Origin of the sequence: Nevskia ramosa DSM 11499 (assembly GCF_000420645.1) — a bacterium.
In the GTDB taxonomy this organism is placed as follows: Bacteria; Pseudomonadota; Gammaproteobacteria; order Nevskiales; family Nevskiaceae; genus Nevskia; species Nevskia ramosa.
Map to the genome: position 1 here is coordinate 346,011 of NZ_ATVI01000008.1, position 20,266 is coordinate 366,276.

The following is a 20,266-nucleotide window of genomic DNA, read 5'->3' on the forward strand; positions in this document are numbered from 1 at the left end:
CAGCGTGACCGCAGCAGCTTCCGACATCGTCATCGCCTGTCACGGCTTGGCCAAGACCTTCGACGACGGCCGCCTGAACCTGACCGTGTTCGAGGGCATCGATCTCGAACTCAGGCGCGGTGATCGCATCGCCATCGTCGGCTCGTCCGGCGCCGGCAAGAGCACCTTGCTGCACATCCTCGGCGGGCTCGATTCGCCGACTGCGGGCACGGTATCGGTGGCCGGGCGCGAGATGAGTGCGCTCAGCGATGCCGAGCGTTCGCGGGTGCGCAATGCCAGCCTCGGTTTCGTCTATCAGTTCCATCATCTGCTGCCGGAGTTCTCGGCACAGGAGAACGTGGCGATGCCGCTGCTGATCCGCCGCACGCCGCGCGCCGAAGCGTTCGCGACGGCGGCAAAGCTGCTGGAGCGGGTAGGCCTCGGCCAACGACTGACCCACAAGCCGGGCGAGTTGTCCGGTGGCGAGCGTCAGCGCGCGGCGGTGGCGCGGGCGCTGGTCACCCGGCCGGCCTGCGTGCTCGCCGACGAGCCGACCGGCAACCTCGACACCCGCACCGCCGAAACCGTGTTCGAGCTGATGCTGGAGCTGAACCGCGAACTCGGCACCAGTCTGATCGTCGTCACCCACGACCTGAAGCTGGCGGCACGCATGGATCGCATCTTTTCCCTCCAGGCCGGTGGCCTGAAGGAAGTGTCGCGCGAGCAGCTCGCGGCGGGTGTCCAGCCCGGCTGAGTCTGGATGGGCGGTTGCGTCCCGAAGCCTGGGACGCAGGTTTTCGCCTGTTCCGCTGGTCTTTGCGTTCACCCTCGGCGCGCTGGCGCTGCTGCAACTGCCGACGTTGCCGCCGCTGTGGCTCTGGCTGCTGCCGCTGACGGCCGCCTTGTTTCGCACGCGATGGCGTGGGCTGCTGCTGGCCTTCACGATCGGTGCGGCGCTGACCGCGCAACGTGCATCGGAGCTGATCGACCAGCGCTGGCCTGTGTCGCGCTACGGCGAAGTGATGACCGTCGAAGGCATCGTCGCCAGCCTGCCGCAGGCCAGCAGCACCGCCACGTCCGATGGCGGCGACAAACCGGGCGATGAAGCGGCCGACAGCCTCAGAACCTGGCGCTTCCGCTTCGATCCCCTGAGTACGCCGCGCGCGGCTGATCTGCCCGAACACATTCGTGCCGCCTGGTATCGCAGCCGCGAGACCCTGCGCGGCGGCGAATGCTGGCGACTGACGCTGAGCCTGCGCACGCCGCACGGCAGCCGCAATCCGGGTGGCTTCGATTACGAAGGCTGGCTGTTCCGCCAAGGCATCGGGGCGACTGCGACGGTGCGCAGCGGCGAGCGCTGCGAAACCAGCAGTGCTCATGCGCTACTGAAATTTCGGCAAGGCTTTGCCGATCGGCTCGCGGCGTGGCTGCCGGGACATCCGGCGCTGCCGATGGTCGCGGCCCTGACGCTGGGCGATACCTCGGGGCTCGACGAGGATGATTGGCAGGCGTTCCGACTGACCGGCACCACGCACCTGGTGGCAATCTCCGGCTTCAATGTCGCGATCGTCGCCGGCGTGATGTTCTGGCTGATCCGCTGGTTGTGGAGCCGCTCGGTCTTCTTGAGTCAGCGCCTGCCGGCGCCGCGCGCAGCGCTGCTCGCTTCGGTGATCGCCGCCTTGCTGTATGCGCTGCTCGCCGGCTTCGAGCCGCCGGTGCAGCGCGCTGCCTGGATGCTCGGCCTGCTGGTGCTGGCCGGCTGGTGGGGCGGGCTCGGCCAGCCGTCGCGAGCGCTGGCGCTGGCCTGGGCGGTGATCGTCGCGAGCGATCCGCTGAGCCTGCTGTCGCCCGGCCTGTGGCTGTCGTTCTCGGCGGTTGCGGCGATCTTCTATGTCAGCGGCGGGCGGCTGGCGCCAGTCAATGGCTGGCGCGCGGCGCTGAGCATCCAGCTGATGCTCAGCGTCATGCTGGCGCCGTTGACCCTGTACTGGTTCCAGGGCACCAGCCTGACCGGGCCGCTGGTCAATCTGATCGCCGTGCCGGCCGCGGCCTTGCTGACGCCGGCGCTGCTGCTCGCCTTGCTGCTTGCCGCTGTGGTGCCGGTGCTCGGCCTGCCCTTGCTGCAGCGGGTCGCCGATGTCCTGGCGCTGGCGCAGGACGGCCTGCTGTGGATCGCCGAACAGACGCCGCAAGCCTGGCTGGCGGCGAGCCCGGAACCGGCGGCGCTGCTGCTGGCCTTGATCGGCGCGATCGCACTGTTCGCGCCGGCCGGTTTGCCGACCCGAGTCTTCGGCCTGCTGGCGCTGTCCGCGCTTGCCTTGCCGTCGGCGCGCAATGTCGACAACGGCTTCCGGATGACCGTGCTCGATGTTGGCCAGGGCCTCGCCGTGGCCGTGCAGACGGCCCGACACACGCTGCTGTTCGACGCCGGTCCGGCCTGGCCCGGCAGCTTCGATGCCGGGCGCTCGGTGGTCGTGCCGTACCTGCTGCGCAGCGGCCTGCGGGGCATCGATCGGCTGATCGTGTCGCACGGCGATCTCGATCATCGCGGCGGTGTGGCGGCCGTGGCTGCGGTCCTGCCGATCGCCAGCCGCAGCGGTTACGGCACCGATACGCCCTGCCGGGCCCGCGAGCAATGGGACTGGGATGGCGTCAGCTTCGAACTGCTAGCCGGTCCCGAGGACGGCTTGTCGGACAACGACGGTTCCTGCGTGCTGCGCATCGCGCAAGGCAATCAGGCGGTGCTGCTGACCGGCGACATCGAAGCCAGGACCGAAGCGCGGCTGCTCGCGGAGCTGCCGGAAAAACTGCCGGCGACCGTGCTGGTCACGCCGCATCACGGCAGCCGGACTTCGTCGACGGCCGCGTTCCTCGACGCCGTGCAGCCGCAGCTGGCGATCCACAGCGCCGGCTGGCATCACCATTTCGGTCATCCGGCGCGCGTCGTCGTCGCACGCATGGCCGAGCGTGGCATCGCCCAGGTGGCGACCGGCGATCACGGCGCTTTGACTGTCGATATGAGCGGCGATCGTCTCGTCTGCGAACGCTATCGGCCGAACGCGCTGCGGCTGTGGTCGACGCCGGCCGACGAGGTCTGGCGCAGCGGCGTGCCTTCAAGCATCGGCCTCTGCCGATGACGCCGATGACGCCGATCAAGCCGGCCAGCGGATCGCGCTGATCTCGACGTCCCGATCGCCTGCCGGCCGCTGCCATAGCGCGACATCGCCGACCTGCAGCCCGATCAGTGCGCGCGCCAGCGGCGAAGTCCAGCTGATCAGGCCGGCGTCCGGATCGGCCTCGTCTTCGCCGACGATCCGGTAGCGGCTTTCAAGATTGTCGTCGTCGAGCACGGTGACTTCAGCGCCGAAGGCGACCTTGCTGCCGTCGCGCGTCGCGCCGTTCACCAACTGCGCGGCAGCGATCCGCGCCTGCAGCCAGCGCAGTTCGCGATCGAGCCCGGCGCGGCGCTGGCGGCGGTCGGCGGCATCGGTGGCGATGGCCGCGATATCGGCTTCCACCGCATCGCGGCGCGCTTCGAGCAAGGCCAGCCCGCGCGGCGTGACGTAATTCGGATGCGGACTGAGCGGCAGTTCGGGCAGGTCTTCCGGCTCGTCACCATCGACCTCTCGGACATGGGCGCGGCTCATGGGGCGCGGGTCACTTGACGAGCTGCTCGCGCAGGAAGGCCAGGGTGCGGTCGAGCGCGGCGCGGGTCGGTTGGCCGGCTTCATCGATCAGGTGCGTGGTCAGCACGCTGTGCGGGTTGCCGAAGCCTTCCCGGTTGCCGTGACAGGCGTCGATCTCGATGCCTTCGAAGGCGTCACCGAATTCGCCGCGCAGGCGCTCGAAGCGTGAGGGCGAGCAGAGCGGATCGCCGTGGAAGCGCAGACCGAGGATGCGCGCGCCCTGCTGGTCGATCTTGTCGTGAGCGGCGGCCAGTTCCTTCGGCGAAACGTGCAGGGCATCGAGGCGGCCGGGCACCGGAATCGGCAGCGAAGGCTGCGACAGCACCGGCGCGATCACTGGCGCATCGAGCATCATCGCCAGGCCGAAGTTGCCGGTCAGGCACATGCCGACTGCGCCGACGCCGGGCCCGCCGCAGGCTTCGTGGGCTTCACGCGCCAGTGCCCGCAGCCAGTCGACGATCGGGCTCGACTGATTCGCGGCCAGTACGCTGAATTCCTTGCTGATGCAGATCCGCAGCACCGAGCGGGTCAGATAGGGCAGCGTGATTGGCTGCAGCGGCGTACCGAACAACTGCGGCATCCAGACGCTGAAGCCGGCATCGGCCAAGGTCGTCGCGAACGTCGCAACCTGCGGCGTGATGCCGGGAATCTCGCTCATCACGATCACCGCCGGGCCGTGGCCGCGTCGGTAGACCGCGCGGGTTTCGCCGAGATGGCTGTGCGGGGCGAGGGTGAAGCCGGGAATCGTCGGGAGATGGTCGATCATGGCTAGCGCATCAGTTGGTAGGGCCCGCCTTTCCCCAGCGCCGCCTGCCAGGCCTGTCTTGCCTTGATGCGGGCGAGGAAGCTGAGGATGTTCGGATAACCCTGGCTGGCGCCACCGCGGGCGGCGGCGGCTTCGAGCGGGAAGCTCATGATGATGTCGGCCGCGGTGAGTTCGTTGCCGGCGAACCAGCCGCTGTCGGCGAGCGCGGTTTCGATGCTGGTCAGATGCAGTTTCAGGCTCGGATCGAGATATCCCCGACCGACGCCGTTGGCGATCGCTTTGGCGATCGGCCGGATCAGCCAGGGTGTCGGCGCGACGGTGGTCTTCGAGAAGATCAGCTTCATCACCAGCAGCGGCATCAGCGAGCCTTCGGCGTAGTGCAGCCAGTAGCGGTAGCGGATGTACTCGGGCGTGCCCGCAGCCGGCACCAGCCGGCCGTTGCCGTGACGCTCGATGAGGTGCTCGATGATGGCGCCGGTTTCGGCGATCACCACGCCGTCATCGCTGATCACCGGCGACTTGCCGAGCGGATGCACGGCCTTCAGCTCGGGCGGGGCGAGCATGGTTTTCCTGTCGCGCTCGTAGCGCTTGACCGTGTAAGGCACGCCCAGTTCTTCGAGCAGCCACAGGATGCGCTGGGAACGCGAGTTTTCGAGGTGATGGACGATGATCATGGGCAGCCGGCTCCGGTTTCAGTGCGGCTAGCCTAGCTGCATCCGTCGGCGGACGGTCGCGCATCCAAAGCAGGTACGACCCAGGTGAACACCGATGAAACGCTTACTCCGAACGCTTGCCCCCGCTGCCTTGCTGTTTGTCGCGCTGCTGGCCGGCTGTGATGACGATGATCACCGGCGCCATCAGCCGACCTACGGCGATCACCATGATCCGGGCGATGGCGCGATCGGCCTCGATGGCGACACGGTGGTGATCGAAGCCGGTGGCCAGCCGGAGCTCGCGCGCGTCGGCCTCGATGGTGCGCTGAGCATCGGCGAGACCGGCATCGAAACCAGCCCCGAAGCGCGGACGGCGCTGAAGGCCTACAGCGCGGCGGCGGTGGCAATGAAGACCCATGCGATCGCTTTCGGCCGCGCCGGTGTCGGCTTCGGCTTCGACACCTTGCGCGATGTCGTCGACGGCCTGATGGAGGGCCGCAAGGATGTCGGCAGCGAAGCACGCGAAGGCGCCGAGGTGCTGGTCGTCAGGGCACGCGATCTCTGCGGACGGATGGAAGCCGTGCAGGTGGCGCAACAGGCTGCGGCAGCAGCAGTACCGGCGTTTGCGCCGTATGCGGTGCTGGACGCTGCGCAGGTACGGGACTGCTTCGAAGGGATCGACAAGGAAGTCCGGGATCTTCACGACAAGGCCGAGCCAGGGTCATCCGGCGGAGCCTGATCGCCGATCCGCTCAGGCCGGCGGCAGGCTGGCCGGCAGCACGATCCGGAAGCGGGTGCCGGGCTCGGCCGGTTCGACGCTGATCCGGCCGCGGTGCAGGTCGACGATCTTCTTGCAGATGGTCAGGCCGATGCCGTTGCCGGGATATTTCTCGCGGGCGTGCAGGCGCTGGAACAGGCCGAACACCTGCTCGGCATGCTTCTCGTCGATGCCGATGCCGTTGTCGCGGATAGTCAGCTCCCAGTCTTCGCCCTGACGCTCGGCGGCGATCTCGACCACCGGTGCAACCTCCGGGCGGCAGAACTTCACGGCATTGCCGATCAGGTTCTGGAACAGCTGCACCATCTGCCGCTCGTTGCCGAGGATGGTCGGCAGTTCGCCGACCGTCACCGTGGCTTCGGCGGCGCTGATCGCGCCGTGCACATTGGCCAGCGCCGTGGCGACGGCGCGGTTCAGATCGACCGGCTGCGTGGCATCGGACGCCCGTGACACGCGCGAATAGGCGAGCAGATCCTCGATCAGGCTTTTCATCCGCTGCGCGCCGGAGGTGACGAAGCCGATGTATTCGTCGGCGTCCGGCCCGAGCTTGCCTTCGTAGCGCTTCTGCAGCAGCTGGGCGAAGCCGGACACGGTGCGCAGCGGCTCCTGCAGATCGTGCGAAGCCACGTAGGCAAACTGTTCCAGATCGGCGTTCGAGCGGGTCAGTTCATCGGCACGGGCCTTCAGCTCCGCTTCGTCGCGTTTGCGGGCGGTGATGTCTTCGGCAGCACCGACCACGCCGAATATCTCGCCGTCCTGACTCAGCGCAGCGATGCTGAACTGCACGGTCACCACGGCGCCGTTCCTGCGAGTCAGCGGCACTTCGTGGTTGGTGATCGGATCGCCGCCGTCGATGGTCTGCTGGTAGCGGCGGTAGACGTCTTTCAGGTGCGCTTCGTCGGAGATCAGCTCCGCCCAGGGCATCCCCAGCAGTTCTTCGACCGGATAGCCGGTGATGTCACTGGTGCGCCGGTTGGCGGTCATGAAGCGGCCTTCGCGATCCATCGTGAAAATCGCGTTGGTGACGTGTTCCATGATCTTTTCGCGGAACTGGGTGGCGGCCTTCAGCGCCACCTCGGCCTGGTGGCGGCTGCCGATCATGTTGTTCAGTTCGCCGGCCAGCACGCCGAGTTCGTCCCTGGAGCGCACTTCGACCTTGGTGCTGAGATCACCCTGGGCCACGCGCACGGTGCCGTCGCGCAGGCCTTCGATGCTTCGGCGCAGATCGTTGGAAACCAGCCAGGCCACCAGCATGGCGATGCCGAGCAAGACCCCGGCGGCGGTCATGATCACGCCGAGCAGCAGCCATTGCACGGTGCGTGCGCCACCGGCGAGCACCGTGGAGAAGCCTTGCTGCAGCGCGGTGACCTTGGTGTTGATCACGTCGATGCGATTGAGGAACAGGCGTCGGCGCTGGTCGTCGAGCTGCGCGGTGTTCTCGGCCACGGCGATCTCGCGCGACATGTTCATCAATTCCTGCACGCACTCGTCGGCCTTGCCCCAGATGTCCACCGCCTCGGCGAAGAACACGAAGCTGCGGAAATTGCGGAACAGGAAAATCATCTCCGGGATGTCTTCGGCCGGCACGCCGCCGGCGAGAAAGCCCTGGTAGACGGCCAGTTCGTCGTAGTTGTCCTTGAGCAGCTCCAGGCGCGCGCGTCGGCCACCGAGGGGCACGGCGATGGCGCTCTGGAAGTAGGTCCAGGCGCGACGATCACCGGTCTGCAGATAGCGGGTGATCGCGTAGACGGCGTTCTTCTGGCCTTTCGACGACTGGCTTTCGGCGCTGACATAGGCGCGCACACCGGACGACATCGACAGCGACAGCGCAACGATGATCAGGGCACCCATCATCGCGACCAGGAACATCGCGACCACGCCGCTGAGTTTGGCGCCGATCGACAGGTCGCGCGCGCGCTGGACGAGGCTGCGCCGCCGGGTGGTGGGCTCGACTGGCGCTGCGCCGGTCAAGGCGCGCGCGCTTCCGGCGGTGGTGCCTGCCGGGCATCGTCCATGACGGCAAGATTGGTTGCGCCCAGGGAATCATTGGCCGATTCGGGGCGGCTGTGGTCCCCGGACATCACCATGCGGCTACGACCGCTGCGCTTTGCGGCATACAGCGCGGCGTCGGCACGGCGGACCAGATCGGCGGCGACGCGCCGTGGCGAGTCCCCGGCGGTTGGCGCAATCACCTGAGCGAAGCCGCCGGACGCGGTGACGAAGCTGCTGCCATCGAGCGAGCGGGGAATGCGCAGCATATGCACGCTGTTGCGCAGTGCTTCGGCCAGTTCGCCGGCCTTGTCCGGCGAGGCATCGAACCAGACGGCGGCGAACTCCTCGCCACCGATGCGGGCGCAGAAATCCTGGGGCCGGCGCATCGCCCGGCCGAGCGAACCACCGACCAGACGCAGGCACTGATCGCCGGCCGGGTGACCGTAGAGATCGTTGTAATCCTTGAAGTGATCGATATCGAGCATCAACAGTGCGACATTCTGCTGCTGGCGCGCCGCCTCACGAATCAGCTTGCGCAGCTCCAGATCGAAGTAGCGGCGATTCGGCAGGCCGGTGAGGCCATCGCGGGTGGCCTGGAACTCCAGCAGCCGGCCGCGATACCAGCTTTGCCGCGAGGAGAATTCGAGCAGGTAGGCGGTGACCCCGGAAATGGCCGCCAGCATCCAGGCCGATACCGCGTCGTAGAACGCGGTGAGGCCCAGCGCTTCCATCTGTGCCCAGGTGGTGATGACCATCGTTGCCAGCGCCCAGGGCAGCACGGCCCAGAAGCGCAGCCGGCCGAGGATCAGCATCGCGGTGACGGTGATCGCCGCGAAATCGTGCGGCATGTCGAAACCCAGCAGCCGGCCGAAGATGTGCTGCGCCATCACGCAGTTGGCAATGATCATGCAGGTGACGATCAGCATCGCCGGCGACCAGCGCTGCAAGGCCGGCCGCAAGGTGAACAGCAGTGCCAGCAGGATCGCCGGAATCTGCACGCAGAACTGCAGGAAGTGCGACATCTTCAGGAAGCTGTCCGGCGCGTGCATCACCCAGTGGTCGTACAGCGGGGTGACCCCGATCATCAGGATGCCGATCGACAGGATCATCGTCCGCGGCCCGCGGGCGTTGACCTCGAAGGTTTCGCGGAACAGCGCTTCCAGAGGCTCGTCGAAGCGCAGGCGCAGCAACTGACGGCGCTGGTTCTTGATGGAATGCGGACGGATCCGCGGTTCGCCGTTCATGACGTCAGGAGTTGCGATACCGATGGAAGCTGCGGCGGGCAGCGGTTGCTCGGGGCGCCGGAAAAGCGTCCTCAGGAAACGATGATAAACGGGTCCGTGGGGCGATGCCGTGTCAGACAGCACAGCCCCTTCTCAGGCCCTCTCAGCCAGCATGACTGACGATGATGTCCGGCGCACCGCGTTCCAGCGCGGCCCGAAACTCCGCGGGCAGTGGCTTCTTGGCCAATGCCTGCGTGACCATCACGTAGACCGTTTCACTGCGCGCCAGCAGGCCGGCTTCGCCGCGGCGACGAAACTCCACCGCCAGCACGAACGAAGTGTTGCCGAGCTGCTGCGTGCTGACGCTGGCACAGAGCACTTCGTCGAAGCGGGCCGGCGCCTTCCACTCGGTGGTCTGCTTGACCAGCTGATAGTCCAGCCGGCCATCGATCAACTCCTCGCCGAAGCCGAGCGCGCGCAGGTATTCGGTGGTCGCCAGATCGACGTAATCGCCGTAGCGGGCGTTGAACACCACCTTCTGCGCATCGCACTCGGCGTAGCGCACTCGCAGGCAATAGCAGAACGCTGCGGACGGCGGCGCGGCCAGCTCGGTACCGCGCCCCGTCTCGCTCATGCGACCAGCGTTTTCTTGAGCCAGGCGATGCCCTGATCGACGGCTTGACGGCCGACATCGAGCCCGCTGAAGAAGGTGTAGAAGCCATGGATCGCGCCGTCGTAGCTCTTCGATTCGACGGCGACGCCAGCCGCTTTCAGCTTCGCCGCGTAGGCATTGCCTTCATCGCGCAGCGGATCGAATTCGGCGGTGATCACCAGCGCCGGCGGCAGGCCCTTGAGGGACTCGGCCTTGATCGGGCGCAGCGAGGTGCTGGTCAGCGCCGCGGGATCCTTGACGTAATGACCGAAGAACCACTCCATGTCCTTGCGACCGAGCAGATAGCCTTCGGCGTTTTCGGTCATCGACGGATAGGCGTCCGGATCGGCATCGACGACCGGGTAGACCAGCAGCTGTGCCTTCAGCGCCGGGCCGCCTTCATCGCGCAGGCGCAGCGCGGTCACGGCCGCGAGATTGCCGCCGGCACTGTCGCCGGAGACGCCGAGGCGGCCGGCATCGCCGTTGATCTCGACGGCATGCGCCGCGGCCCAGCGGGTGGCGGCAAGACAGTCATCGGAAGCGGCCGGGAACGCATGTTCCGGCGCCAGGCGGTAATCGACCGAGACCATGACGACACCGGCGCCGGCGCAGGTTTCGCGGCACAGCGAATCGAAGGTATCGAGATCACCGATCACGAAGCCGCCGCCGTGGAAGTACATCAGGATCGGGAACGGGCCCTTGCCGTTCGGTGTGTAGATGCGCAGCTTCAGTTCGCCGGCCGGGCCAGCGATGTGGGTGTCCCGGACGCCGGCGATCTGCAATGCGCTCGGCGGCATCATCTGCATCAGCATGTTGATCGCCTGACGCGCCTGCGCCGGCTCCATCGTATGGAACGGCTGGGCACCGGCGGCGGCGAGCGTGCCCAGGAAGCCCTGGACCTGTGGGTTGAGCGGCATCGTGTTCTCCTCGGTTTTCGTTGTGGTTCGCTTGTTGTTCGTTTACTTCCGGATGTCAGCATCCGCTGTGGCGGCACGCGCTTCCGCGGTGATGGCGATGACCGCTTCCTGCCAGCGGCGCAGGTCTTCCGCGTAGGCGGTGAATACGCAGACCTCGCAGCCGTTGTCGCAGCAGTCGCCATCGAGCGGGCGCTCCGGTTTCGGAGGCAGGTTCGGCAGGGCTTCGGCGTTCATCGGCGGCATGGAGTTGACGGGACGCTGGACACAGCGTCAAGCAGGGGCGAGTCCCGCGCACTGTGCCGGCCGGAGGGGCTGACGGCAAGGCACTTTCGCGTCACCGGCAGCGCTGGCAATTGCGGCTAAGCTGCCAGCTTCATCGTTTTTCCCGAGAGTGTCCGAATGCCTCAGCAAAGCCATCATTTCGTCGTCTTCGGCGCCACCAGCTTCGTCGGCCAGCTGCTGACCCGCTATCTGTATCAGCGCCACGGTATCGGCGGCGAGGTGAAGTGGGCGATCGCCGGACGCTCGACGGCCAAGCTCGATCAAGTTCGCCAGTCGCTGGGTTCCGATGGCCGCAGCCTGCCGATGATCGTCTGCGACGCTGCCGACGAAATCGCGCTGCGCGAGCTGTGCAGCACCACCCGCGTGGTGGTGTCGACCGTCGGCCCGTATGCCTTCTACGGCTCGCCGCTGGTCAAGGTCTGCGCCGAAACCGGTACTGATTACTGCGATCTGACCGGCGAAGTGCAGTGGATCCGCCGGATGATCACCGCCCATGAAGCGACTGCGAAGAAGAGCGGCGCACGCATCGTCCATTGCTGCGGCTTCGACTCGATTCCCTCCGATCTCGGCGTGCATTTCCTGCAGGCCCAGGCGCTCGCGAAGTTCGGCGTGCCGGCGCAGCGAGTGAAGCTGCGCATCAAGGCCTTCCGCGGTGGTTTTTCCGGCGGCACGGTCGCCAGCCTGATGAACGTGCTGAAGGAAGTCGGCGAAGACCCGAGCCTGCGCAAGGAGCTGGGCGACCCATACTCGATCACGCCGCCGAGCGCTGCGCCGCGGCCGCGCCAGCCGGATGTGACCTTGGCCGAGTACGACGAGGACGCGCGCAGCTGGATCGCGCCGTTCGTGATGGCGGCGATCAACACCCGCATCGTCCATCGCTCGAACGGTTTGTCCGGCCAGGCTTACGGCGCGGATTTCCGCTATGACGAAGCAATGATGACCGGCAGCGGTCTGAAGGGCAGGGCAACCGCCTGGGGCATCACCGCCGGGCTGGGCGGCTTCGTGCTGGCGGGGGCGCTGAAGCCGACGCGCGCGCTGCTCGAACGCCATGTGCTGCCGAAGCCGGGCGAAGGCCCGACGCCGGAAGCGCAGGAAAAAGGCTTCTACGATCTGCGCTTCATCGGCAAGACGGCGGCTGGCGACAGCCTGCGCTGCAAGCTCACGGGTGATCGCGATCCGGGCTATGGCTCGACCGCCAAGATGCTCGGCGAGGCTGTCGCCTGCCTGGCTTTCGATGTGCCTCGCGATGAAGTCAAAGGCGGCTTCTGGACGCCGGCGACGGCGATGGGCGATCGCCTGATCGAGCGTCTGAAGGCGCATGCCGGACTGACTTTCGAAGCGCTCTAGAAACTCTGAACGGAATCGGCACGGCTTCTCGCCGCGCCGATCCTGCGCAGCTTCAGATGCGGGTGATGATCGCGGCGTCCCGCTGCAGGCGCAGGTGCGAGATATCGTTGAAGCCGGCCAGCGCCAGGCTGCCGCTTTCCGGGTGGATGTGGAACTCGTGCACTGAAGCGTTCCAGATCTTCCAGACCAGGTTGAGCGAGGTCGGGTTGTCGAGGCCCAGCGCCTCGCGCATCACCGCGGTGATCACGCCACCGGAAGTGAACACCACCAGACGTTCGGCCCCTTCCGCTGCGCGACGCAGGCCGGCCACGCAGCGATTGGAGAAAGCCATCCAGGTTTCGTCGATCGGGATCGACGGTGCCAGACCCTGCATCCAGGCGCCGACGACGGTGTTGAACACCGGCCGGAACACGGCCTGGTCCCGCATCGCCAGATGCGGATCGTCCGCCAGTTCCGGGTGCTGATCGGCGATCAGCGGCAGGTAGGCGCGGATCAGCTGCGTGTGGTTGAACTCGTTGAAGGCTGGATCGGTATGCAAGGCCGCAGGGGCCTTGTCGCCGATCACCGCGAGCGCCTGCTCGCCGGTCTTGCGCTGACGCTGCAGCGAGCCGCTATAGGCGCGATCGGCGCTGAAACCGCCGATCTTCCAGTGGCTGCCAAGGGCGACCGCCTGCCGCTCACCGAGGAGCGACAGACGATCGTAGTTGGCTTCCCCGAACGAAGCCTGGCCGTGACGGACCAGGACGACGGTAGTCATGTTTAGTGGACGTAGACCGGGCCGACCAGCTCGTCACCCAGCGTCTTGCCGCTGCTGTCCGGCAGTTCCGGGCGCAGGATCACCGTGTAGCGGCCCGGGGCCACGCCCTTGAACGCCAGCACGCGCGGATTGTTGCCGGCCGACCAGGTACCGGTCGGCGTCTTGCCGCGCGAATCGACCAGCTTGATGTGGCTGCTGGCCGCCGTCGGGTCGACTGCATTGTTGAACATCAGCACCACGGCCTTTTCCGACGAAGCTTCGCCTGCATAGACCAGGCTGAGATTGCTCGAAGCCTGGGTGCCGGTCTTCGACCACCAGCTGGAGATCACGTCGGAACCGTTGCCAGTCTTCGGACGGGCGACGGGACGCTTGGCAGCCGGCTTGCTGGTGGCTTTCGGCGCATCGCTGCTCGGTGCCGAGGCAACCACGTCGGGCTTCGGCGCCGGCTTCGGCTTGGCAGCCTTCGGGGCAGGCGCGGCGGCCGGTTCGCTGGCAGCGGGGGCAGCCGATTCACCGGCAACGCGCGAGGCGACTTCGCTGGCCACGTTCTCGGCAATCTTGCGGGCTTCCTCTTCGCTCAACGAGGAGTTGTCGCCGCCTGTCGCCGGGGCCACGGGGGTCACCGCGACCTGCGTGCCTTCGTCACGGCCGATGTTCTCGGCGATCTTCCGGGCGTCCGCGTCAGACATCTTCGGCAGATTGGTGGTGATCGGGGCAACGGCCGTCGCCGGCGCCAGAGCGGTGTAGGACTCGGCCGGTGCTTCGGACGACGGGGCCGGAGCCGGCGCGACTTCGGTCGGCGCTTCCGGAGCCGGAGCTGGCTCGCTGGCGGCGGTTTCAGTCGACTCTGGGGCCGGAGCTGACTCCGGAGCCGATTCAGGCGCGGCTTCGCTGGCGGCAGCCGGCGTTTCGGTCGCGGCAGCCGTGTTGCTGCCTTCAGCGGTGCCCTCAGTCGCGGCGGGTGTTTCGGTGACCGTTTCGCCGGTGGCGGCGGATTCCGGTGCGGCGGTCTTGCTGCCACGCGGCAGCATCATGTTGAGTCCGAAATAGACGACGACGGCAGTGATGACAACGATGAGGACAACGCGGCTGAGTTTCATTGCAAACCCCGAGTGAAGCGGGCGGATCGTTTCCGCTCGCGTTTTTGTTGATTTCGTGAGGCGCTGGTCACGCCTGTCGGTTACTGATCAAAGTTGCCGCAGACCGCGTGCCAATTGGCAACCAGACGTTGCAGCAAAAGCGTCCTATTGGCCCTGAAAGCCATTGGAGTTTATGCGAAATGACTATGGCCGTCAGCGGATCAGGCCATAGGCGCCTACCTCATCGCGAGGCGGTGTCCCGCTCGGCGGCCTTGCGGGCAAGTGCCGTGCGGGCAGTCGCTTCGGCGGTGATCGCGGCCTGCTCGGCAACGATACGGGCCATGCGTTCGCGACGGCTCATCGGAGGTGCTTCGGCAACCGGCTCGATCTGCACAACGGCCGGCGAACTGGCTGGCACGACAGCAGCCGATGCGACTCTTACCTGGCTCATCAGTCCGGCCGCAGCTGCGACGGACGCAAGCGATACCGCGACCAGGATCATGGTCTTGTTCATTAGTCAGTACTCCCCTCGAAGCTGTTTTTCTTCTACGGCAGGGCTTCATTCAGGATGGCCCGGCGCTGCCCGGACTATGCGCAAAGGCGGGCGGCAGCGTCAATCAGGTGAAATCCACTGCCTTTGCTGCAGTAATGACAGCTGCGGCCCCGGGGAAAAGCAACTGTCAAAAAGAAACACTTGTTGACTGAAATCCGAAATCGGCCGACGCTGCTCTTGATGCGCTGCGATAATGCCCGCCTGGCATCGCCTTCCGGCCTACCCGGCCAACGCAGATTCGACGGACAAATCCTGTTTGATGGTCGGCTTCACGGCCGGTTTGATGGAGCATTCATGAGCGATCGGTATCTCGAGTTCACCAACTCCGCGTTCGGCAAGTCCTTGAGCGGCCTGCTGGGCCTGCCCAGCCCGCCCCGCCTGAAGCGGGCTGACGCTGCCTACGCCACCCGTCCGCTCGGCGGCCAGGCCGTGATGCTGGGCGGCACCACGGCCGGCGATCTCGCGGCCCCGCTGCTCGCCGCGTTGAACGAAGCTGGCGCCACCGTACAGATCGCCCCCGGACATGTCGGCCTCGCCCGGCTGAAGACTGCGGCTGCCGAGACTGGCGTGGCGCTGAAGACCGAGCCGAATCCCGAAGATCGTGCCGCGGCCGCCTTTGCCTTCGTGTTCGATGCCAGCGGTGTCGACGGCCCGGCGCGTCTGCGCGAGTTGTATGACTTCATGCAGCCGCGAGTCGGCCGCATCCCGGCCAACGGCCGGGTGCTGATCCTGAGCCGCGCGCCATCCGCCGCCGTGACGCCGGCCGCCCAGGCCGCGCTGCAGGGACTGCGCGGTTTCGTCCGCTCGTTCGCCAAGGAAATCGGCAAGAAGGGCGCAACTGCCAACCTGCTCGAAGTCGCCCCCGGCGCCGACGAGGCGTTGGCTGGCCCGCTGCGTTTCTTCCTGAGCCCGCATTCGGCGTACATCACCGGCCAGACCCTGCCGCTGAGCGCGCCTCCGGCCGAGGTCGGTCACCAGTTCCAGCAGCCGCTGGCTGGCAAGGTGGCGATCGTCACCGGTGCTGCGCGCGGCATCGGCGCGGCGATTGCTGCAACCCTGGCTCGTGAAGGCGCCAAGGTGGTCGGCATCGACCGGCCGCAGGAAGAAGGTGCGCTGGGCGAAACCCTGTCGAAGTTTGACGGCTACGGCCTGGCGCTGGACATCACCGCCGCCGATGCGCCGCAGCGCATCGCCGAGGAAGTGACGGCGCGCTTCGGCGGCGTCGACATTGTCGTCCACAACGCCGGCATCACCCGCGACAAGATGCTCAAGAACATGGCCCCGCATCTCTGGGACATGGTCATCGACGTCAATTTCGCGGCCATCCTGCGCATCAACGAGGCGTTGCTGAAGCAGGGCCTGAACGATGGCGCGCGGATGGTCTGCATCTCGTCGATCGGTGGCATCGCCGGCAATGCCGGCCAGACCAACTACGGCGCGACCAAGGCCGGCGTCATGGGCTATGTCGAAGCGATGGCCGCGCAGATGGCCAGCCGGGGTGGGGCGATCAATGCCGTGGCACCGGGTTTCATCGAGACCGCGATGACCGCCCAGATGCCCACCGGCCCGCGTGAAGTCGGCCGCCGTCTGGCCTCGCTGGGCCAGGGCGGACTGCCGATCGACATCGCCGAAGCGGTGACTTTTCTGGCCAGCCCGATGGCAGCGGCCGTCAATGGTCGTACGCTTCGCGTCTGCGGCCAGAATTTCGTTGGCGCCTGACTCTCCTGAAACCACCATGCCGCAACCGAAGCTGATCGCCACGGCGAAGCTGCCGACCCCGTTCGCCGTGTTCACGATGCGCGCCTATCGCTCCGCCGATGGCAAGGAGCATCTGGCGCTGACGCTCGGTGATCTCACCGCCACCGACGGCCCGGCGCCGCTGGTGCGCGTGCATTCCGAATGTCTGACCGGCGATGCGCTGTTCAGCCTGCGCTGCGACTGCGGCTTCCAGCTGCGCGCAGCGCTGGAAAAGATCGCGGCCGATGGCCGTGGCGTGCTGCTTTATCTGCGCCAGGAAGGCCGGGGCATCGGCCTGGCCAACAAGGTGCGCGCCTATGCGCTGCAGGACGAAGGCGCGGACACCGTCGACGCCAATCATCAGCTCGGTTTCCCGGCCGATGACCGCGACTACAGCCTGGCCGTGGCCATCCTGCGCGACATCGGCCTGTGCCGCATCCGGCTGATGACCAACAATCCGGCCAAGCTCGATGCCCTGGTCAAGGACGGCGTTCAGGTCACCGAACGGGTCGGCATCGAACGCGGCCGCAATCCGTACAACGAGGGCTACCTCGATACCAAGATGAGCCGCATGGGTCATCTGATCGGAGCCAAGGGCGAGTCGTGAGCGAGCGCGGCACGCCAGCGCTTCCGCCCAAGCCGGTCAAGTCGTCCGGTCCGGCGGTCGTACCAGCGCCGCTGCTTGCGCCCAGCCTCGAAGCAAGACCGGATTCGATTCCGGAAAAATCGCCGGCATCGGTGCCGATCACCACTCAGGTGCGCGGCGTGGTTCGCGAGATCGCCACCTTGGGCATTTCCACGGTGCGCCTGACCCGCGGCTTCGCGCCGCTGATCGCCATGCTGACCGATGAGCAGGACAGCTCGCACGAAGACCTGGAAGCGGCGATCGATCGCATCTTCGAAGCGCTCTATATCCACCCGCTGCTCAAGCACACCGGCCGCCTGACCCAGGCGCTGCGCCGTCGCCGGCTGATTCCCGATCAGCAGTCGACCGAAGATCTGATCCGCTTCGTCGTCGAACAGGCCGTAGCGCGCAGCCCGATGCCGGTGCCGGACGCGCTGATCAACGAGTTCTGGAATTTCTTCAACGAGCTGTTCGAAGCGCCGGAGCTGAAGGGTCTCGGCGAGATGAGTCTGGACATGGTGCGGCTGGTGCTGCGCACCTATGAGCCGCTGCTGCTGGAAATCGTCAACCTGCTGAAGGCCGGCCGGCGCTTCAATCAGTGGCAGCTCAATGAGCTGCTGAAGCGCGCAGCACAAGTGAAGGCCGATGCCGCGATCGTTCGCCGGCAGATCCGCGCGCTGCGCTACATCAAGCCGTTCTTCGCCGCCGATCCGAAGGATTACAAGGCGCAGGCGCAGATCATTGCCCGGATGGTCAACGAGTTCGGGCCGTTCTTCGTCAAGATGGCCCAGGTCGCCGCCGCCAACGCCGATTTCCTGCCTGAGGAAATTGCCCGCGAGCTGATGGTGTTCCACGAAGACGTGGCGCCGATGACCGCCGATGAAGTGCGCGCCGCGTTCGTCGAGTGCTACGGCAAGCCGCCGGAGAAGTTCTACCTCGGCTTCGAGGCCGACAAGCCGCTGAAGTCCGGCTCGATCGGCTCGGTCTATCTGGCCAAGAAGCCGTTCCTTGAGGACGGCCGCGAAGTGCTGCGGCCGGTGATCATCAAGGTCGGCCGCCACAACATCGACCGCGAGTTCGCGATCGGCAAGATGGTGCTCGGTCTGGCGATCATGTCGACCCAGTACTGGGCGCCGCATTCGCGCCTGGCGCCGTTCCTGCGCGCGATGCAGGAGCAGGTCGACGAGTTCGTTGCCGGCTTCATCGAAGAACTCGATTTCGAAGCCGAGGCCGCCAACCACCAACGTTTTTACCAGCGCAGCCTGCGCGGTACCGATCTGTGGCGGGTGCCGGAGCTGTACGGCAGCTCGCGACGGATCCTGGAAATGGAATATCTCGGTGATGCGCTGAGCCTCGGCCGGGCGCTGAACCGCCTGCCGCGCCGCGATCGCCGGGCGTTCCAGGGCAAGGTCATCGAGCAGCTGACCTGCACCGTGCTCTACCACGCCTTCGTCTATCGCGAAGTGCATGGTGATCTCCATCCGGGCAACCTGATGGTTGGCGCCGATGGCCGCCTGAACCTGATCGACTGGGGCAACGTCGTCGATCTCAATGGCAAGTGGCGGCCGGTCTGGGATTACCTGGCCGGCGCGATCCTCGCCGACACCGCGCTGCTCACTGACGCGCTGATTCAGATCTCGACGCACCCCGAAGACAACCGCATGCGCTGGCACGAGATTCGCCAGTTGCTCGACGACACCTTGCGCAAGAAAGGCGTCACGCCGCTGACGCCGCGCAGCTTCATCCGCGAGTTGCGCGCCGGCGGCATCGCCGGGCTGCATCGCCGCGGCCAGACCGTGCTGCAGCTGATGGCCAACACCCAGCAGGCGGGCCTGGTGCTGCGTCGTGATTTCCTGCATCTGTCGCGGGCGCTGATGGCGCTGGTCGGCAGCTACGGCACGCTGTACGAAGGCGATAGCCGACGCACGCTGTTCGGCGATCTCGCCAGGGTTGCCGCCCGCCTGCCGTTCACCCTCGGTCGCGACGTGCTGCGCCAGGGCTTGCGCGAGCTGCCATGGCGCTTCAAGCGCAGTCCGGATCGGCTGCCGAAAGTGCCGGTGCCGATGATGACGCCGCTGCGGCCACGCATCGGCCCGCCGCCGGGTGTGCTGAGCGCAGATAACTAGCGCCGTTTGGACCCGTCCGACATTTCCCGATTTCCCTTTGCTTCCGCAGGTTTGATTTCCAGATGAAAGGTTACCGACTGGCCCGGCGCGCGCTGTTCGCGCTCGATGCCGAACGCTCCCACGAATTCACCATGGCGATGCTGTCGCGCCATCCCGCATCCGGTGGTCTGCTGTCCGGTCGCATCGTCGACGATCCGACCCGCTTGATGGGCCTGGATTTCCGCAACCGCATCGGCCTCGCCGCCGGGCTCGACAAGAACGGCGAAGCGATCGAAGCCTTCGATCGCATGGGCTTCGGCTTCATCGAAGTCGGCACCGTGACGCCGCGGCCGCAGCCCGGCAATCCACGGCCGCGGATGTTCCGACTGCCGTCGGAACGGGCGCTGATCAACCGCCTGGGCTTCAACAACCAGGGCGTCGATGCGCTGGTCAAGCGCACTGCCCGCATTCGCCGCCGCGCGGTGCTCGGCATCAACATCGGCAAGAACGCCGATACGCCGATGGAGCAGGCCGAACTCGACTATCTGGCCTGCCTGCACAAGGTCTACGCGGTGGCCGACTACATCACCGTCAACATCTCTTCGCCGAATACCAAGGGTCTGCGCGAACTGCAGCAGGCCAGCCGCTTCGATTCGCTGCTGTCCGCGCTCGGCGATGCCCGCGAACAGCTGACCGCCCGCTACGGTGTGCGCCGGCCGATCCTGGTCAAGATCGCACCGGACATCGACGAAGAAGCACTGATCGGCATCGCCGATGCCGCGCGCCGTCACGGCATCGACGGCCTGATCGCCACCAACACGACGATCGCGCGCGAAGCGGTCGCCGGTCTACCGCATGCCCACGAGACCGGCGGTCTGTCCGGCGCGCCGCTGCTGAAGGCATCGAACGCGATCCTCGCCCAGCTGCGCGAACGGGTCGGGCCGGACTTTCCCCTGATCGGCGTCGGCGGCGTGATGTCCGGCGCCGATGCCGCTGCCAAGCGCGCGGCTGGTGCCGACCTCGTGCAGATCTACACCGGCCTGATCTACCGAGGTCCGGCGCTGGTGCCGGAATGCGCGCGGGCCCTGCGTGCCGCACCGTCTGCCTGAGCGGCAGCGCGCCGCCTCGTTTCGCT

19 protein-coding genes are annotated in these 20,266 nt (G+C 66.7%); 8 read left to right on the top strand and 11 right to left on the bottom strand.

Annotated features, from left to right (window positions below; translation table 11 throughout):
- Positions 1–4: 4 nt before the first annotated feature.
- Positions 5–733: a lipoprotein-releasing ABC transporter ATP-binding protein LolD gene (lolD, locus tag G513_RS23335; protein ID WP_022977698.1), complete on the top strand. Its 729-nt coding sequence runs from the start codon at positions 5–7 to the stop codon at positions 731–733.
- The gene (locus G513_RS23340) at positions 717–3,116 is read left to right on the top strand and encodes a DNA internalization-related competence protein ComEC/Rec2 (protein WP_084711557.1); all 2,400 of its coding nucleotides are present in this window, start codon (positions 717–719) and stop codon (positions 3,114–3,116) included. The genes lolD and G513_RS23340 overlap by 17 nt, the downstream gene beginning before the upstream one ends.
- 15 nt (positions 3,117–3,131) lie before the next feature.
- Here the strand turns inward: G513_RS23340 and G513_RS0115140 are convergent, their stop codons facing one another.
- The 3 genes from G513_RS0115140 to G513_RS0115150 are packed head-to-tail and all read right to left on the bottom strand — an operon-like array spanning position 3,132 to position 5,105.
- Positions 3,132–3,626 (bottom strand): GreA/GreB family elongation factor, encoded by a 495-nt coding sequence (locus G513_RS0115140; protein WP_022977700.1) that lies wholly within the window; start codon positions 3,624–3,626, stop codon positions 3,132–3,134.
- Between the two features lie 10 nt (positions 3,627–3,636).
- Positions 3,637–4,431, bottom strand: coding sequence for a dienelactone hydrolase family protein (locus tag G513_RS0115145; protein WP_022977701.1), 795 nt, complete (start codon positions 4,429–4,431; stop codon positions 3,637–3,639).
- Between the two features lie 2 nt (positions 4,432–4,433).
- Positions 4,434–5,105, bottom strand: coding sequence for a glutathione S-transferase (locus tag G513_RS0115150; RefSeq protein ID WP_022977702.1), 672 nt, complete (start codon positions 5,103–5,105; stop codon positions 4,434–4,436).
- A gap of 94 nt (positions 5,106–5,199) precedes the next feature.
- Here G513_RS0115150 and G513_RS0115155 point away from each other — a divergent pair, with 94 nt between their 5' ends.
- Complete coding sequence (locus G513_RS0115155; RefSeq protein ID WP_156891702.1) at positions 5,200–5,823, top strand: hypothetical protein; 624 nt, start codon at positions 5,200–5,202, stop codon at positions 5,821–5,823.
- Positions 5,824–5,835: 12 nt separating this feature from the next.
- On the opposite strand, the gene G513_RS25065 is transcribed toward G513_RS0115155, so the two are convergent.
- From G513_RS25065 to G513_RS23355, 5 genes are all read right to left on the bottom strand, one after another.
- Positions 5,836–7,833 (bottom strand): sensor histidine kinase, encoded by a 1,998-nt coding sequence (locus G513_RS25065; protein ID WP_022977704.1) that lies wholly within the window; start codon positions 7,831–7,833, stop codon positions 5,836–5,838.
- On the bottom strand, positions 7,830–9,098 hold the full coding sequence (locus G513_RS25070; RefSeq protein ID WP_022977705.1) for a GGDEF domain-containing protein: 1,269 nt from the start codon (positions 9,096–9,098) through the stop codon (positions 7,830–7,832). The genes G513_RS25065 and G513_RS25070 overlap by 4 nt, the downstream gene beginning before the upstream one ends.
- 142 nt (positions 9,099–9,240) lie before the next feature.
- Positions 9,241–9,711, bottom strand: coding sequence for an acyl-CoA thioesterase (locus tag G513_RS0115170; protein WP_022977706.1), 471 nt, complete (start codon positions 9,709–9,711; stop codon positions 9,241–9,243).
- Positions 9,708–10,646: a LipP1 family hormone-sensitive lipase gene (gene lipP1, locus G513_RS0115175; protein WP_022977707.1), complete on the bottom strand. Its 939-nt coding sequence runs from the start codon at positions 10,644–10,646 to the stop codon at positions 9,708–9,710. The genes G513_RS0115170 and lipP1 overlap by 4 nt, the downstream gene beginning before the upstream one ends.
- A gap of 42 nt (positions 10,647–10,688) precedes the next feature.
- On the bottom strand, positions 10,689–10,880 hold the full coding sequence (locus G513_RS23355) for an oxidoreductase-like domain-containing protein (RefSeq protein WP_211219683.1): 192 nt from the start codon (positions 10,878–10,880) through the stop codon (positions 10,689–10,691).
- A 165-nt stretch (positions 10,881–11,045) separates the two neighbouring features.
- Here G513_RS23355 and G513_RS0115185 point away from each other — a divergent pair, with 165 nt between their 5' ends.
- The gene (locus G513_RS0115185) at positions 11,046–12,275 is read left to right on the top strand and encodes a saccharopine dehydrogenase family protein (protein ID WP_022977709.1); all 1,230 of its coding nucleotides are present in this window, start codon (positions 11,046–11,048) and stop codon (positions 12,273–12,275) included.
- Between the two features lie 52 nt (positions 12,276–12,327).
- On the opposite strand, the gene G513_RS0115190 is transcribed toward G513_RS0115185, so the two are convergent.
- The 3 genes from G513_RS0115190 to G513_RS0115200 all read right to left on the bottom strand — a co-directional run bounded on the left by G513_RS0115190 (position 12,328) and on the right by G513_RS0115200 (position 14,625).
- Complete coding sequence (locus tag G513_RS0115190) at positions 12,328–13,032, bottom strand: histidine phosphatase family protein (protein ID WP_022977710.1); 705 nt, start codon at positions 13,030–13,032, stop codon at positions 12,328–12,330.
- Between the two features lie 2 nt (positions 13,033–13,034).
- Entirely contained in the window at positions 13,035–14,132 is a 1,098-nt protein-coding gene (locus G513_RS0115195) for a hypothetical protein (protein ID WP_022977711.1), read from the bottom strand.
- 220 nt (positions 14,133–14,352) lie between these two features.
- Positions 14,353–14,625, bottom strand: a complete 273-nt coding sequence (locus tag G513_RS0115200; protein WP_022977712.1) for a hypothetical protein — start codon at positions 14,623–14,625, stop codon at positions 14,353–14,355.
- A gap of 333 nt (positions 14,626–14,958) precedes the next feature.
- Between G513_RS0115200 and G513_RS0115205 the strand changes: the two genes are divergently transcribed.
- The 4 genes from G513_RS0115205 (at position 14,959) to G513_RS0115220 (ending at position 20,240) form a co-directional block, all read left to right on the top strand.
- A complete protein-coding gene (locus G513_RS0115205) occupies positions 14,959–16,383 on the top strand; it encodes a 3-oxoacyl-ACP reductase (RefSeq protein WP_022977713.1) in 1,425 nt (474 codons plus the stop codon).
- 16 nt (positions 16,384–16,399) lie between these two features.
- Positions 16,400–17,008, top strand: a complete 609-nt coding sequence (ribA, locus tag G513_RS0115210; RefSeq protein WP_022977714.1) for a GTP cyclohydrolase II — start codon at positions 16,400–16,402, stop codon at positions 17,006–17,008.
- Positions 17,005–19,152, top strand: coding sequence for an ABC1 kinase family protein (locus G513_RS23360; RefSeq protein ID WP_022977715.1), 2,148 nt, complete (start codon positions 17,005–17,007; stop codon positions 19,150–19,152). Before ribA ends, G513_RS23360 begins: the two co-directional genes overlap by 4 nt.
- A gap of 62 nt (positions 19,153–19,214) precedes the next feature.
- The gene (locus G513_RS0115220) at positions 19,215–20,240 is read left to right on the top strand and encodes a quinone-dependent dihydroorotate dehydrogenase (RefSeq protein WP_022977716.1); all 1,026 of its coding nucleotides are present in this window, start codon (positions 19,215–19,217) and stop codon (positions 20,238–20,240) included.
- Positions 20,241–20,266: the final 26 nt, after the last annotated feature.